The sequence below is a fragment of the Streptomyces ficellus genome (assembly GCF_030406405.1).
GTDB classification, from domain to species: domain Bacteria; phylum Actinomycetota; class Actinomycetes; order Streptomycetales; family Streptomycetaceae; genus Streptomyces; species Streptomyces ficellus_B.
In genome coordinates this window covers 75,360-90,287 of record NZ_JAUEPL010000017.1, presented here as the reverse complement: position 1 = coordinate 90,287, position 14,928 = coordinate 75,360, and the positions used below count along the sequence as shown (strand labels likewise).

Sequence of the window (14,928 nt, the reverse complement as noted above, 5' to 3'; positions counted from 1 at the left end):
CTGGACCCCGCGCAGGTGGCGGAAGGTCAGGAGGTCGCCGGCGGGTACAGGTCGCGCGGCAGCAGCGAGGCCGCCGCCGCGTCCAGCAGCCACAGCGTCCGCGAGCGTCCGTACGCGCCCGCGGCCGGGGCCTGGACCTCGCCCGCGCCCGACAGCGCGATCGCCGCCGCCTTCGCCTTGTCCTCGCCCGCCGCCAGCAGCCACACCTCACGTGCCGCCCGGATCGCCGGGAGCGTCAGCGAGATACGGGTCGGCGGCGGCTTCGGGGCGCCGTGGACGCCCACCACCGTACGCTCCGTCTCCCGCACCGCCGGGTACTCCGGGAAGAGCGAGGCGACATGCGTGTCCGGGCCGACGCCCAGCATCAGGACGTCGAACCTCGGCACCGGCCCATGGTCCTCGGGCCCCGCGGCGGCGGCCAGTTCCTCCGCGTACGCGGCGGCGGCGGCATCCGCGTCCGCGCCGTACGCGCCGCCCGCCACCGGCATGGTGTGCACCCGCGCCGGGTCCAACGGGACGCGGTCGAGCAGCGCCTCGCGGGCCTGGGTGTCGTTCCGGTCGGGGTGGCCCTCCGGCAGGAACCGCTCGTCGCCCCACCATAGGTCCAGGCGCGCCCAGTCGATCGCGTCCCGGGCGGGAGCCGAACTGAGCGCGGCGAGCAGGCCGTTGCCGTTGCGGCCGCCCGTCAGGACCACCGAGGCAAAGCCGCGGGCGGCCTGGGCGTCCACGATCTTCGTGATCAGCCGGGCCGCCGCGGCCTGGGCCATCAGCTCCTTGTCGTGGTGGACGACGAGCTGCGGAGCACTCACTTGGCGGCCGCCTTCTTGGCCGGCGACTTGGCCGCGGCCTTCTTCCCGGCGGGGGCCCCGGCACCCGAGGCCTGCGCCTGCGACCCCTGCGCCCCGGACTCCGTCGCCCGGGAGTCCTCGGCCCCGGACCCCGTCGCCCCGGACTGCTCGGCCCCGGACTCCGCCGCCCCGGACCCCTTCGCCTTGGGCTGTGCCCGGCCGCCCGACCGCGCCAGCTCGCCGAGCCGGTCCACGCCGTACCGCAGCGCCGACGCGTAGGTGTCGTCGGGGTCCAGGCGCCGCAGCTCCTCCGCGATCAGCTCGGAGGTCTCGCGCCGCTTCAGCGCCACGGCACGGTCCGGCTGCCCCTGGATGCACAGCGTGGCCAGCGAGCCGTCCGGCCGGTCCAGCACGATCGGGCCGCAGTTGGTCTCCATGCGTACGGCGGTCAGGCCGGGCCCGTGCGACGTGGAGCGCTTCACCGGGATCTTCAGCCGGTCCGCCAGCCACATGGCCAGCAGTTCGACGCTCGGGTTGAACTCCTCGCCCTCCACCTCGGCCGCCGTCACCTCGCAGGTGACCTGGTCCAGCGCCGCCGCCAGCATCGAACGCCACGGCGTGATCCGCGTCCAGGACAGATCCGTGTCGCCCGGCGTGTACGCCTCGGCCCGGGCGGCCAGCTCGCGCACCGGGTCCTCGGAGGCGTAGGTGTCGGTGACGCGCCGCTGCCCGAGGGCACCCAGCGGGTCGTGCGCCGGGTCGGTCGGAGCGGCCACCGGCCACCAGACCACCACCGGGGCGTCCGGCAGCAGCAGCGGCAGGACCACGGACTGGGCGTGGTTGAGCACCTCGCCGTACAGCCGCAGCACCACCGTCTCGCCGGTGCCCGCGTCCGCGCCCACCCGCACCTCGGCGTCCAGGCGCGCCTTCGCACGGTCACGCGGCGAGCGCGAGACCCGCTTGATGACCACGAGCTTGCGCGACGGGTGCTCGCGGGACGCCTCGTTGGCGGCCTTGAGCGCGTCGTAGGCGTTCTCCTCGTCCGTGACGATGACCAGGGTGAGCACCATGCCGACGGCCGGCGTACCGATGGCCCGCCGCCCCTGCACCAGCGCCTTGTTGATCTTGCTGGACGTGGTGTCCGTAAGGTCGATCTTCATGGCCGGCGCCAGCTCCGTCCGTCTCGTGCGAGCATTTCGTCCGCCTCGACCGGACCCCAGGTCCCGGCCTCGTACTGCGCGGGCTTGCCGTGCCGGTCCCAGAACTGCTCGATCGGGTCGAGGATCTTCCAGGACAGCTCGACCTCCTCGGTGCGCGGGAAGAGGTTGGCGTCGCCGAGCAGGACGTCGAGGATCAGCCGCTCGTACGCCTCGGGGCTGGACTCGGTGAAGGACTCGCCGTACGCGAAGTCCATCGAGACGTCCCGGACCTCCATCGACGTGCCCGGCACCTTGGAGCCGAACCGCATGGTCACGCCCTCGTCCGGCTGGACCCGGATGACCAGGGCGTTCTGGCCCAGCTCCTCCGTGGCCGTGTGGTCGAACGGGGAGTGCGGGGCGCGCTGGAAGATCACCGCGATCTCGGTGACCCGGCGGCCGAGCCGCTTGCCGGTGCGCAGGTAGAAGGGGACGCCCGCCCAGCGGCGGTTGTCGATCTCCAGCTTGATCGCGGCGTAGGTGTCGGTCTTGGACTGCGGGTCGATGCCCTCTTCCTCCAGGTAGCCGACGGCCTTCGCGCCGCCCTGCCACCCGGCCGCGTACTGGGCGCGCACCGTGGACTTGCCCAGGTCCTTGGGCAGCTTCACCGCGCCCAGCACCTTGGTCTTCTCGGCGGCGAGCGCGTCCGCGTCGAAGGAGGCGGGCTCCTCCATCGCGGTCAGCGCGAGCAGCTGGAGGAGGTGGTTCTGGATGACGTCCCGCGCGGCGCCGATGCCGTCGTAGTACCCGGCGCGGCCGCCGATGCCGATGTCCTCGGCCATGGTGATCTGTACGTGGTCGACGTACGACCGGTTCCAGATCGGCTCGAAGAGGGTGTTGGCGAACCGCAGGGCCAGGATGTTCTGGACGGTCTCCTTGCCCAGGTAGTGGTCGATCCGGAAGACCTGGTCCGGGGCGAACACCTCGTGGACGATCGAGTTGAGCTCCTTCGCGGAGGTCAGGTCGTGCCCGAAGGGCTTCTCGATGACCGCGCGCCGCCAGGAGCCGTCCTTCTGGTCGGCCAGTCCGTGCTTCTTCAGCTGCTGGACGACGACGGGGAAGAACTTGGGCGGTACGGAGAGGTAGAACGCGAAGTTGCCGCCGGTGCCCTGGGCCTGGTCGAGCTCCTCCATCGTCTTCTTCAGGGTCTCGAACGCCTCGTTGTCGTCGAAGTTGCCCTGGACGAAGCGCATGCCCTGGCTGAGCTGCTGCCAGACCTCCTCACGGAAGGGCGTACGCGCGTGCTGCTTGACCGCCTGGTACACCTCGTCCGCGAAGTCCTCGTCCGCCCACTCGCGACGGGCGAACCCGATCAGCGAGAAACCCGGCGGGAGCAGACCTCGGTTGGCGAGGTCGTACACGGCAGGCATCAGCTTTTTGCGGGACAAATCGCCCGTGACGCCGAAGATCACCAGGCCCGACGGCCCCGCGATACGCGGGAGCCGTCGGTCTGCGGCGTCACGGAGCGGGTTAGCTCCGTGGGAACCGGTCAAGGTCTACGCCTCCGAAGGGGCGAGGCGCTTGAGCTCCGCCTCGGTCGACTTGAGCAGGTCGTTCCAGGACGCCTCGAACTTGTCGACGCCCTCGTCCTCCAGCAGCCGGACCACGTCGTCGTAGCTGATGCCGAGCTTCTCCAGGGCCGCCAGATCGGCGCGCGCCTGGTCGTACGTGCCCGCGATCGTGTTGCCGGTGATCGAACCGTGGTCGGCGACCGCCTCCAAGGTGGCCTCCGGCATGGTGTTCACCGTGCCCGGGGCGACGAGCTCGTCGACGTACATCGTGTCCTTGTACGCCGGGTCCTTCACGCCCGTCGAGGCCCACAGCGGACGCTGCTTGTTGGCCTGCGCCCGGTCCAGGGCCGCCCAGCGCTCACCGGACGGTGTCGATTCGTCGACAGAGCCGAACACCTCTTCGTACGCCTCGTACGCCAGGCGGGCGTTGGCGAGGGCGGCCTTGCCGCGCAGCGCCTTGGCCTCGTCGGTGCCGATGGAGTCCAGCCGCTTGTCGATCTCGGTGTCCACGCGGGAGACGAAGAAGGACGCCACCGAGTGGATCTTCGACAGGTCCAGCCCGCGCTCCTTGGCCTTCTCCAGACCGGCCAGGTAGGCGTCCATGACCTTGCGGTAGCGCTCCAGCGAGAAGATCAGCGTGACGTTGACGCTGATGCCGAGACCGATCGTCTCGGTGATCGCCGGCAGACCCGCCTCGGTGGCCGGGATCTTGATCAGCGTGTTCGGCCGGTCCACCAGCCACGCCAGCTGCTTGGCCTCGGCGACCGTCGCCTTGGTGTTGTGCGCCAGGCGCGGGTCCACCTCGATGGAGACCCGGCCGTCCTGGCCCTGGGTCGCGTCGAAGACCGGGCGCAGGATGTCGGCCGCGTCCCGCACGTCCGCCGTCGTGATCATGCGGATGGCTTCCTCGACGGTCACCTCACGGGCCGCCAGGTCCGACAGCTGGACGTCGTAGCCGTCACCCTGCGAGATCGCCTTCTGGAAGATCGACGGGTTGGTGGTGACACCGACCACGTGCTGCTGGTCGATCAGCTCGGCGAGGTTGCCGGACGTGATCCGCTTGCGCGACAGGTCGTCCAGCCAGATCGCGACGCCTTCGTCGGAGAGGCGCTTGAGTGCGTCTGTCATGAGAATTGCATCTCCTAGTCGTTCGTATACCGGCGTCAGCGCGCTACGGCGGCCAGCGATTCCCGGGCGGCGGCGGCCACATTCTCCGCAGTGAAGCCGAACTCGCGGAAGAGCACCTTGCCGTCCGCCGAAGCCCCGAAGTGCTCCAGCGAAACGATGCGACCCGCGTCACCGACGTACCGGTGCCAGGTCAGACCGACGCCGGCCTCGACCGCGACGCGCGCCTTCACCGACGGCGGCAGCACCGCATCCCGGTACCCCTGGTCCTGCTCCTCGAACCACTCGACGGACGGCATCGACACCACCCGGGTCGGGACGCCCTCCGCCTGGAGCTGCTCACGGGCCTCCACGGCCAGGTGCACCTCGGAGCCGGTGGCGATCAGCACGACCTGGGCGTCACCACCCTCGGCGTCGAACAGCACATAGCCACCGCGCGCGGCGTCGTCGTTCCACTCGTACGTCGGCACACCCTGGCGGGTGAGCGCCAGACCGTGCGGGGCGCCCTTGCCGAACTCCTTGGTCCAGCGGCGCAGGATCTCGCGCCAGGCGACCGCCGTCTCATTGGCGTCGGCCGGGCGCACGATGTTCAGGCCCGGGATGGCGCGCAGCGAGGCCAGGTGCTCGACCGGCTGGTGCGTCGGGCCGTCTTCGCCCAGACCGATGGAGTCATGCGTCCACACGTACGTCACCGGCAGGTGCATCAGCGCGGAGAGGCGGACGGCGTTGCGCATGTAGTCGGAGAACACCAGGAAGGTGCCGCCGAAGATACGGGTGTTGCCGTGCAGCGCGATGCCGTTCATCTCCGCGGCCATGGCGTGCTCACGGATGCCGAAGTGGATGGTGCGGCCGTACGGGTCCGCCTCGGGCAGCGGGTTGCCCTCGGGGAGGAACGACGACGTCTTGTCGATCGTGGTGTTGTTGGAGCCCGCCAGGTCGGCGGAGCCGCCCCACAGCTCGGGGATGACCGCGCCGAGCGCCTGGAGGACCTTGCCGGACGCGGCACGGGTGGCGACGGACTTGCCGGTCTCGAAGACGGGGAGCTTCTCCTCCCAGCCGGTCGGCAGCTCGCCCGAGGCGATGCGGTCGAACTCGGCGGCGCGCTCCGGGTTGGCGCTGCGCCACTCCTGGAACCGCTTCTCCCACTCGGCGCGGGCCTCACGGCCGCGGTCCAGGGCCTGACGGGTGTGGCCGATGACCTCGTCCGCCACCTCGAAGGACTTCTCGGGGTCGAAGCCCAGGACGCGCTTGGTGGCCGCCACTTCCTCGTCGCCGAGCGCCGAGCCGTGCGCCGCCTCGGTGTTCTGCGCGTTGGGCGCCGGCCAGGCGATGATCGAGCGCATCGCGATGAACGACGGGCGCGAGGTCTCGGCCTTGGCGGCCTGGATGGCGTCGAACAGCGCCCGCGGGTCCAGGTCGCCGTTCTCCTTGGGCTCCACGCGCTGCACGTGCCAGCCGTACGCCTCGTACCGCTTCACCGTGTCCTCGGAGACGGCGGTCTCGGTGTCGCCCTCGATCGAGATGTGGTTGTCGTCCCACAGCATGATCAGGTTGCCGAGCTTCTGGTGCCCGGCCATCGAGGACGCCTCCGCGGAGATGCCCTCCTGGAGGCAGCCGTCACCGGCGACGCAGTAGATGAAGTGGTCGAACGGCGAGGTGCCGGGCGCCGCCTCGGGGTCGAACAGGCCGCGCTCGTAGCGGGCGGCCATGGCCATGCCCACGGCGTTGGCGACACCCTGGCCCAGCGGCCCGGTCGTCGTCTCGACGCCGACCGTGTGGCCGTACTCCGGGTGGCCCGGGGTCTTGGAGCCCCAGGTGCGGAAGGCCTTCAGGTCGTCCAGCTCCAGGCCGAACCCGGCCAGGTACAGCTGGATGTACAGCGTCAGGGACGAGTGTCCGGCGGACAGCACGAAACGGTCGCGCCCGGTCCAGTCGGCGTCCGCCGGGTCGTGCCGCATCACCTTCTGGAAGAGGGTGTAGGCGGCCGGGGCCAGGCTCATGGCCGTACCGGGATGGCCGTTGCCGACCTTCTGTACGGCATCGGCGGCCAGGATGCGGGCGGTGTCGACGGCCCGCTGGTCCAACTCGGTCCACTCGAGGTCTGTGGTGGTCGGCTTGGTGCTCACCCTGGGTCAGGGCTCCTCTCCACATGTCGAATGCCGGTGACGTGAATACCACCGGCCGCTGTCGAGCCTACCCCCGCGAGAACGTCCATTTTTTCGAGTCATTCCAGAGTGAGGGGATCGGCCGCGATCCGCCTCCTGACTGGGCAGGACGGCATTCGGCAAGTGAATACGGAGCCGCTCATCCGATCGCTCATCCGAGCGTTCGATCGACCCTTTGCGGGGCCCTCATCAACACGACCCCACCCCGGCGGAGGGCGAGGTATGGGCAACGTCTAGAGTGGCGTGGTACGCGCGAGCCTTTACCGGGCCTTCACCTCTCCCGTCCGGTGCTGCTCGCTGGGATGTCTCTGTCAGGGGTGTGCGTGACGGCCGTCGAATCCCGTCCGGCGGGTGTGCTCGACAGGAGCACGGGCAAGCGGCCATTCGGGGCCCGCGTCAAGGCGTTCGTCGCGCTGACGAAGCCGCGGATCATCGAACTGCTGCTGATCACCACGGTGCCGGTGATGTTCCTCGCCGAACAGGGCGTACCCGACCTGTGGCTCGTGATCAACACCTGCCTCGGCGGCTACCTCTCGGCGGGCGGCGCCAACGCGCTGAACATGTACATCGACCGCGACATCGACGCCCTGATGGACCGTACGTCGCAGCGGCCGCTGGTCACCGGCATGGTGTCGCCCCGCGAGGGCCTGGTCTTCGGCCTCACCCTCGCCGTCGTCTCCACGCTCTGGTTCGGACTGCTCGTCAACTGGCTCTCCGCCTGGCTCTCGCTCGGCGCGCTGCTGTTCTACGTCGTGGTCTACACGATGATCCTCAAGCGGCGCACCGCGCAGAACATCGTGTGGGGCGGCATCGCGGGCTGCATGCCCGTCCTCATCGGCTGGTCCGCCGTCACGAACTCCATGTCCTGGGCCGCCGTCATCCTCTTCCTCGTCATCTTCTTCTGGACGCCGCCGCACTACTGGCCGCTGTCGATGAAGGTGAAGGAGGACTACGCGCGCGTGGGCGTGCCCATGCTCCCCGTGGTCGCCTCCAACAAGGTGGTGGCCCGGCAGATCGTCCTCTACAGCTGGGTGATGGTCGCCGTCTCCCTGCTGCTGACGCCGCTGGGGTACACCGGCTGGTTCTACACGGCGGTCGCGCTGGCGACCGGCGGCTGGTGGCTGTGGGAGGCGCACGGGCTCCAGAACCGCGCCAAGGCGGGCGAGACGGGCGGCAAGCTCAAGGAGATGCGGCTGTTCCACTGGTCCATCACCTATGTCTCACTGCTCTTCGTGGCGGTCGCGGTGGACCCCTTCCTGCGGTGACGCCCGCCGCGCGGACAGCTCTGGCGGGTTTTCCTACCGGTGGGTAGCATCCCGTTCATGGCAGACACCAAGCAGGGCGACCAGCACACGGAGGACAAGGCCGGGCGGAAGGCCGAGAACAAGGCCTCCAAGCTCGCCAAGCAGATCCAGGCGTTCTCCCAGGAGCACGGCGGCGCCGAGGGGCACCTCGCCCACCTCGGCCAGATGGGCACCCGTATCGTGCTCGTCGGCCAGGACGGCTTCTGGGGCGACCTCGTCGCGCCGACGCACGAGGTGGCCGAGCGCGCCGCCGAGAAGGCGGGTCTGACGCTCCACGACGCCTTCGACGGCGAGTTCGCGGCGAAGGTGCGCACCGGACCGTACGAGTGGAGCCGCATGGCCGGCATCCAGCTCGGCGGCCCGTCCAACGACTGAGACGACGCCGGAGGCAACACCTTGGGTGGGGCTCACCCGTTAGGACCTGTGAAGGTTCATCCATCGCAGGGAGCCCCCGCAATGATCGACACCCCGACGCTGGTGGACCAGTACTGTCACGGGGTGCTCCGCACGGAGCTGGGCCTGGGCACCTTCGAGGCCCTGCTCGGCCGGGCCGCCGGGCCACCCGCGCCCGGCACCACCTTCTTCGACACCCAGACCGGCTTCGCGGTACGGCGCTGGTGCCCGCCGATCCTGGGCCTGGAACCTCACTGCCCGCCCGCCCGCTACCTGGCCCGCCGCCGCGAACTGGGCGTCCTGGAATCGGGCCGCCGGCTGCTGCGGGCCACCGGGATCGCCACCTACCTGGTGGACACCGGGCTGCCCGGCGACGTCACGGGCCCGGTCGAGATCGCCGCGGCGGGCGGTGCCGAGGCCCACGAGATCGTCCGCCTCGAACTGCTGGCCGAGCAGGTCGCGGACACCTCCGGCACCGTCGACGCGCTCCTCGCCAACCTCGCCGAGGCCGTCCACGGAGCGGCCGTCTCCGCCGTCGCCTTCACGTCCGTCGCCGCGGTACGCCATGGGCTCACCCTGGCGCCCGAGCCGCCCGGGCCGGGTGAGGTGCGGGGCGCGGCCGGGCGCTGGCTGGCCGGGCGGCAGGTCGGCGGGGCGCTCACCGACCCCGTACTGCTGCGGCACCTGCTGTGGATCGCGGTGTCGTCCGGGCGGCCGCTCCAACTGCACGTGGGCATGGACGACCCCGCGATACTCGCCGACTTCGCGGCGGCCACGGCCGGGCTCGGTACGGATCTGGTGCTGCTGCACGGCTACCCGTACCACCGGCATGCCGCGCACCTGACGAGCGTGTTCCCGCACGTGTACGCCGATCTGGGACCCGCGCTCGCGCAGACGGGCGCGAGGGCGGCCGCGGTGCTGGCCGAGACGCTTGAACTGGCGCCGTTCGGCAAGCTGCTGTTCTCCAGCGGCGGGCGGGGGCTGCCCGAGCTGCACGTCGTGGGGGCGCGGGTGTTCCGCGAGGCGCTGACCCGGGTGCTGGCCGACTGGGTCTGCGACGGCGCCTGGTCCCGTACGGACGCGCAGCGCGTCGCCGACATGATCGCGGCGGGCAACGCCCGGCGGGTGTACGGGCTGGGTTAGGCGGTCGGGCTCAGTGCCGCGTCCGGCGCTTGCGCGGGAATCCCGGCGCTCGGCGCCGCGTGGGGCCGCTCGCGCAGGCTCAGCGCCAGGCGCAGCACCGCGATCCACATCAGGGACGAGCCGAGCATGTGCAGGCCGACCAGGATCTCCGGCACACCGGTGAAGTACTGCACGTACCCGATCCCGCCCTGTGCCAGCAGCACCAGCAGCAGGTCACGGGCGCGCGCCCGGGTGTCGTCCGGGGCGTCCACCACGCGCAGCACGAAGAACATGGCCAGCGCCAGGGCGCACACCGCCCAGGCGAACAGCGCGTGGATCTGGGCGACCGAGGTGTAGTCGAACGGCATGCGCGGTACGTCGCTGCTGTCGCCGGCGTGCTTGCCCGAACCGGTCACCGTTGTACCGGCCGCCACCAGCAGCCCGGCGACGACCACCAGCGTCCAGCCCAGCCTGCGCACCGGCCCCGGCACGCGCGGGCGCGCCGGGCCGTCGCCCTCGCCGGCGCGCACCCAGGTGATCACGGTGACCGTGAGCAAGGCGTTCGCGGCGAGGAAATGCCCGGCGACGGTCCAGGGGTTGAGGCCCGTCCACACCGTGATGCCGCCGATGACCGCGTTGCTCATCACGACCCAGAACTGCGCCCAGCCGAGCCGGGTCAGCCCGCGCCGCCACGGCTTGGTGGAGCGGGCCGCGATGATCGCCCAGCCGACCGCCGCCGACAGGACGTATGTCAGCATGCGGTTGCCGAACTCGATCGCACCGTGGATGCCCTGCTCGGGCGTGGCGAAGAGACTGTCGTCCGTGCACTTGGGCCAGGTGTCGCAGCCGAGCCCGGAACCGGTGAGCCGGACGGCGCCGCCCGTGACGATGATGACGACGCTCATCACGACGGCGGAGAGCGCGGCGCGCCGGACCGTCGTGGGGGAGGGTGTCCAGCGCTGGGCGATAGAGGCGAGGGGGGTCAACACGGCCACTATCGTAGGCGCCCGCTTGTGCATCCGTTCACGAGGGCCCCTCCCCGTCACTCCCAGCGGAAGAAACGTGCCGCCGCGCCCAGCCCGAGCACCGCCCACACCGCCAGGATCCCGGCCGCGCCCCACGGCATCGACGCCCCGCCCTGGAGCACGTCCCGCAGCCCGTCCGACAGCGCCGAGATCGGCAGCAGCTCCAGCACCGCGCGCGCCGCGCCCGGGAACTTCTCCAGCGGCACGACCACCCCGCCGCCCACCAGCAGCAGCAGGAACATCAGGTTCGCGGCGGCCAGCGTCGCCTCAGCCCGCAGCGTGCCGGCCATCAGCAGACCGAGCCCGGAGAAGGCCGCCGTCCCGAGAAGGAGGAGCAGGAGTACGGAGAGGGGATTGCCCTGCGGGGACCAGCCGAGCGCCAGGGCGATCACCGTAAGGAGCGTGATCTGGAGAACCTCGGTGACCAGGACCGAGGCGGTCTTGGCCGTCATCAGCGCCCAGCGCGGCAGCGGGGAGGCGCCGAGGCGCTTGAGGACCCCGTACCGCCGCTCGAAGCCGGTCGCGATGGCCTGCCCGGTGAACGCCGTGGACATCACGGCGAGGGCGAGGACGCCGGGGGCCAGGAAGTCGACGGCCTTGCGACTGCCGGTGTCGACGATGCCGACCGTCGAGAACAGGACGAGCAGGAGCGACGGGATGACGACCGTGAGCAGCAGCTGCTCGCCGTTGCGCAGCAGCATCCTGGTCTCGAACGCGGCCTGCGCGACGATCATGCGCCCGACCGGCGCCGCGCCCGGCTTCGGGGTGTACGTACCGGCGCTCATGAGCGCGGCTCCTCGCCCGTGAGCTCCAGGCGGTGCTTGCCCGGGGGACGGCCCCCGGGCCCCCGGCGATTCCCGGTGTGACGCCGTGTCATGAACGCAGCTCCTTGCCCGTGAGCTCGAGAAAGACGTCTTCGAGGGTGTGCCGCTCGACCGCGATGCTCTCGGGCATCACCCCGTGCTGCGCGCACCACGTGGTGACCGTGGCGAGAAGCTGCGGGTCGACCGTGCCGCTGATGCGGTACGCGCCCGGCGTGAGCTCGGCGGCCGCCGTGCCGTCCGGGAGGGCCTTCAGCAGCGAGCCGAGGTCGAGCCCCGGGCGGCCGGTGAAGCGCAGGGTGTTCTCCGCGCCGCCCCGGCACAGTTGCTCGGGGCTGCCCTGGGCGACGACCCGGCCCGCGTCGATGATCGCGACGTCGTCGGCGAGCTGCTCGGCCTCGTCCATGAAGTGGGTGGTCAGCACGGCCGTGACGCCGTCGGCGCGCAGCTCGCGGATCAGCTGCCAGGTGGAGCGGCGGGCCTGCGGGTCGAGGCCGGCGGTCGGCTCGTCCAGGAAGACCAGCTCGGGGCGGCCCACGACGGCCATGGCGAGGGCGAGGCGCTGCTGCTGGCCGCCCGAGAGGCGCCGGTAGGTCGTCCGGCCGCAGGACCCGAGACCGAGGCGCTCGATCAGCTCGTCCACGTCCAGTGGGTGGGCGTGCAGTTTCGCCATGTGGCGGAGCATCTCGTCGGCGCGGGCGCCGGAGTAGACGCCGCCGGACTGGAGCATCACGCCGATGCGGGGCCGCAGGGCGGCGGCGTCGGCGGCCGGGTCGAGGCCGAGGACGCGGACGGTGCCGGCGTCGGGGCGGCGGTAGCCCTCGCACGTCTCGATGGTGGTGGTCTTGCCGGCCCCGTTGGGCCCCAGGACGGCGGTGACGGTGCCTGCCCGGACGTCGAGGTCGAGGCCGTCCACGGCGGTCTTGGTCCCGTACCGCTTGACCAGGCCCCGGACCTGCACGACGGACTCGTATCGCATGGTCGGAAGTCTAGAGAGCGGCGCGGGGCACCCCGTTCGGCGGGTGGCACCCGAGGTTCGTGGAAGGGGCGGAACGGGCCGCGGCGGGGCTCCTCGGGAGGCGCCCGGTGGGACGGCACCCAAGGCGGTGATCGGGCAAAACGGGCAGGTCAGGCGGGGGAGCGGCGGGTCGCACCCGACCGTGACCCTGATCGTTTCCGCAGGTCAGGTTAGGTTTCCCTTAGTGATGTACGGCACCGTCCGCCCGCGCGGACCTCGCTTGTCAGGGTCTGAGGAATTACGCAACAATGGCGTTGTGAAAAACGTCGGTGAGGCTCCCGCGGCTCCAGCGGAGGAACTCGCGACCGGGGAGCGCTCCACGCGCAACCGGGTCGCGCGGTCCATCCTGGATCACGGCCCGTCCACCGTGGCCGAGCTCGCCAAGCGGCTCGGCCTCACTCAGGCCGCCGTTCGCCGGCACCTCGACGCGCTGGTCGCCGATGACGTCGTCGCCCCGCGCGAGCAGCGTGTCTACGGCGCGCGCACCCGTGGCCGCCCGGCCAAGGTGTTCGCCCTGACGGACTGCGGCCGGGACGCCTTCGACCAGTCGTACGACTCGCTCGCCGTCGACGCTTTGCGCTGGATCGAGCGGACCGCCGGCGGCGGTGCCGCGGGGGAAGCCGCCGTCGCGGCCTTCGCCCGCGACCGGATCGAGACCCAGGCGGAGGCGTACCGCGAGGCGGTCGAGGCGGCGGCGCCGGAGGACCGCGCCGAGGCGCTCGCCAAGGCGCTGAGCGCGGACGGGTACGCTGCGACGGCGCGCAACGCGCCGGTCGGACAGCAGTTGTGCCAGCACCACTGCCCGGTCGCCCACGTCGCCGAGCGGTACCCGCAGCTGTGCGAGGCGGAGACGGAGATCTTCGGCCGCCTGCTCGGCACCCACGTGCAAAGACTGGCGACCATCGCCCATGGCGACGGTGTCTGCACGACGTACATCCCGCACACCACATCATCAGCATCCGCAAGCACGGCCGGGAGGAACCCCGCATGACCACCGAGATCAGCCACCCCGAGCTCGAGGGCCTGGGTCGGTACGAGTACGGCTGGGCCGACCCGGACGCCGCCGGTGCCGCCGCCAAGCGCGGTCTCTCCGAGGACGTCGTCCGCGACATCTCCGCGAAGAAGAACGAGCCCGAGTGGATGCTGAAGCTCCGCCTCAAGGGTCTGCGCCTCTTCGACAAGAAGCCCATGCCGAACTGGGGCTCCGACCTGTCGGGCATCGACTTCGACAACATCAAGTACTTCGTCCGCTCCACGGAGAAGCAGGCCGCCTCCTGGGAGGACCTGCCCGAGGACATCAAGAACACGTACGACAAGCTCGGCATCCCCGAGGCGGAGAAGCAGCGCCTCGTCGCCGGTGTCGCCGCGCAGTACGAGTCCGAGGTCGTCTACCACCAGATCCGCGAGGACCTGGAGGAGCAGGGCGTCATCTTCCTGGACACCGACACCGCGCTCAAGGAGCACCCGGAGCTCTTCCAGGAGTACTTCGGCACGGTCATCCCGGTCGGCGACAACAAGTTCGCGTCGCTGAACACCGCGGTGTGGTCCGGCGGCTCGTTCATCTACGTCCCGAAGGGCGTGCACGTCGAGATCCCGCTCCAGGCCTACTTCCGGATCAACACGGAGAACATGGGCCAGTTCGAGCGGACGCTGATCATCGTCGACGAGGACGCCTACGTCCACTACGTCGAGGGCTGCACCGCCCCGATCTACTCGTCGGACTCCCTCCACTCCGCGGTGGTCGAGATCATCGTGAAGAAGGGCGCCCGCTGCCGCTACACGACGATCCAGAACTGGTCGAACAACGTCTACAACCTGGTCACCAAGCGCGCCGTGGCCTACGAGGGCGCGACCATGGAGTGGGTCGACGGCAACATCGGCTCCAAGGTGACGATGAAGTACCCGGCCGTCTACCTGATGGGCGAGCACGCCAAGGGCGAGACCCTGTCCATCGCCTTCGCGGGCGAGGGCCAGCACCAGGACGCCGGCGCCAAGATGGTCCACATGGCCCCGAACACCTCCTCGAACATCGTCTCCAAGTCGGTGGCGCGAGGCGGCGGCCGCACCTCCTACCGCGGTCTCATCGAGATCGGCGAGGGCGCCCCGGGCTCCAAGTCCAACGTGCTGTGCGACGCGCTGCTGGTGGACACCATCTCGCGGTCGGACACCTACCCGTACGTGGACGTCCGCGAGGACGACGTGTCCATGGGTCACGAGGCGACGGTCTCCAAGGTCTCCGAGGACCAGCTCTTCTACCTGATGAGCCGCGGCCTCTCCGAGGACGAGGCGATGGCGATGATCGTGCGCGGCTTCGTCGAGCCGATCGCCAAGGAGCTGCCGATGGAGTACGCGCTGGAGCTCAACCGGCTGATCGAGCTGCAGATGGAAGGCGCGGTCGGCTAGCGCGCCCCGCCGAATCGATCACGTCCCCGGGCTCACCCGGTGAGCCCAGTGAGCCGC

13 protein-coding genes are annotated in these 14,928 nt (G+C 70.8%); 5 read left to right on the top strand and 8 right to left on the bottom strand.

The window, feature by feature from the left end:
* Positions 1-26: 26 nt before the first annotated feature.
* From pgl to tkt, 5 genes are read right to left on the bottom strand one after another with little or no spacing between them, the layout of a single operon-like run.
* A complete protein-coding gene (pgl, locus tag QWM81_RS14000) occupies positions 27-809 on the bottom strand; it encodes a 6-phosphogluconolactonase (protein WP_290112204.1) in 783 nt (260 codons plus the stop codon).
* The gene (opcA, locus tag QWM81_RS13995; protein ID WP_290112203.1) at positions 806-1,948 is read right to left on the bottom strand and encodes a glucose-6-phosphate dehydrogenase assembly protein OpcA; all 1,143 of its coding nucleotides are present in this window, start codon (positions 1,946-1,948) and stop codon (positions 806-808) included. Before opcA ends, pgl begins: the two co-directional genes overlap by 4 nt.
* Positions 1,945-3,477: a glucose-6-phosphate dehydrogenase gene (gene zwf, locus QWM81_RS13990; RefSeq protein ID WP_290112202.1), complete on the bottom strand. Its 1,533-nt coding sequence runs from the start codon at positions 3,475-3,477 to the stop codon at positions 1,945-1,947. The genes opcA and zwf overlap by 4 nt, the downstream gene beginning before the upstream one ends.
* A 3-nt stretch (positions 3,478-3,480) precedes the next feature.
* Positions 3,481-4,623 (bottom strand): transaldolase, encoded by a 1,143-nt coding sequence (gene tal, locus QWM81_RS13985; protein WP_290112201.1) that lies wholly within the window; start codon positions 4,621-4,623, stop codon positions 3,481-3,483.
* A gap of 35 nt (positions 4,624-4,658) precedes the next feature.
* Positions 4,659-6,746, bottom strand: a complete 2,088-nt coding sequence (gene tkt / locus QWM81_RS13980; protein WP_290112200.1) for a transketolase — start codon at positions 6,744-6,746, stop codon at positions 4,659-4,661.
* Between the two features lie 362 nt (positions 6,747-7,108).
* Between tkt and QWM81_RS13975 the strand changes: the two genes are divergently transcribed.
* The 3 genes from QWM81_RS13975 (at position 7,109) to QWM81_RS13965 (ending at position 9,625) form a co-directional block, all read left to right on the top strand.
* Positions 7,109-8,050, top strand: a complete 942-nt coding sequence (locus QWM81_RS13975) for a heme o synthase (RefSeq protein WP_290112199.1) — start codon at positions 7,109-7,111, stop codon at positions 8,048-8,050.
* Positions 8,051-8,107: 57 nt separating this feature from the next.
* Positions 8,108-8,464, top strand: a complete 357-nt coding sequence (locus QWM81_RS13970; RefSeq protein WP_290112198.1) for a hypothetical protein — start codon at positions 8,108-8,110, stop codon at positions 8,462-8,464.
* Between the two features lie 81 nt (positions 8,465-8,545).
* The gene (locus QWM81_RS13965; RefSeq protein ID WP_290112197.1) at positions 8,546-9,625 is read left to right on the top strand and encodes an amidohydrolase family protein; all 1,080 of its coding nucleotides are present in this window, start codon (positions 8,546-8,548) and stop codon (positions 9,623-9,625) included.
* Here the strand turns inward: QWM81_RS13965 and QWM81_RS13960 are convergent.
* The 3 genes from QWM81_RS13960 to QWM81_RS13950 form a co-directional block, all read right to left on the bottom strand.
* Complete coding sequence (locus QWM81_RS13960; RefSeq protein WP_290112196.1) at positions 9,622-10,623, bottom strand: COX15/CtaA family protein; 1,002 nt, start codon at positions 10,621-10,623, stop codon at positions 9,622-9,624. The genes QWM81_RS13965 and QWM81_RS13960 overlap by 4 nt on opposite strands.
* Before the next feature lie 23 nt (positions 10,624-10,646).
* Positions 10,647-11,414: an ABC transporter permease gene (locus tag QWM81_RS13955; protein WP_290112195.1), complete on the bottom strand. Its 768-nt coding sequence runs from the start codon at positions 11,412-11,414 to the stop codon at positions 10,647-10,649.
* Between the two features lie 88 nt (positions 11,415-11,502).
* Positions 11,503-12,429 carry an ABC transporter ATP-binding protein gene (locus QWM81_RS13950; RefSeq protein ID WP_290112194.1) on the bottom strand — a complete coding sequence of 309 codons (927 nt, stop codon included), beginning with the start codon at positions 12,427-12,429 and terminating at the stop codon, positions 11,503-11,505.
* Positions 12,430-12,724: 295 nt separating this feature from the next.
* Between QWM81_RS13950 and QWM81_RS13945 the strand changes: the two genes are divergently transcribed.
* Positions 12,725-13,459 (top strand): helix-turn-helix transcriptional regulator, encoded by a 735-nt coding sequence (locus tag QWM81_RS13945; protein ID WP_290112193.1) that lies wholly within the window; start codon positions 12,725-12,727, stop codon positions 13,457-13,459.
* Positions 13,456-14,871, top strand: coding sequence for a Fe-S cluster assembly protein SufB (gene sufB, locus QWM81_RS13940; protein ID WP_064073101.1), 1,416 nt, complete (start codon positions 13,456-13,458; stop codon positions 14,869-14,871). Before QWM81_RS13945 ends, sufB begins: the two co-directional genes overlap by 4 nt.
* Positions 14,872-14,928 lie beyond the last annotated feature (57 nt).

Coding starts and splice junctions, on each gene's coding strand:
- opcA (WP_290112203.1), bottom strand. CDS start 1,948: ATGAAGATCGACCTTACGGACACCACGTCCAGCAAGATCAACAAGGCG.
- tal (WP_290112201.1), bottom strand. CDS start 4,623: ATGACAGACGCACTCAAGCGCCTCTCCGACGAAGGCGTCGCGATCTGG.
- QWM81_RS13970 (WP_290112198.1), top strand. CDS start 8,108: ATGGCAGACACCAAGCAGGGCGACCAGCACACGGAGGACAAGGCCGGG.
- QWM81_RS13965 (WP_290112197.1), top strand. CDS start 8,546: ATGATCGACACCCCGACGCTGGTGGACCAGTACTGTCACGGGGTGCTC.
- QWM81_RS13960 (WP_290112196.1), bottom strand. CDS start 10,623: ATGCACAAGCGGGCGCCTACGATAGTGGCCGTGTTGACCCCCCTCGCC.
- QWM81_RS13955 (WP_290112195.1), bottom strand. CDS start 11,414: ATGAGCGCCGGTACGTACACCCCGAAGCCGGGCGCGGCGCCGGTCGGG.
- QWM81_RS13950 (WP_290112194.1), bottom strand. CDS start 12,429: ATGCGATACGAGTCCGTCGTGCAGGTCCGGGGCCTGGTCAAGCGGTAC.
- sufB (WP_064073101.1), top strand. CDS start 13,456: ATGACCACCGAGATCAGCCACCCCGAGCTCGAGGGCCTGGGTCGGTAC.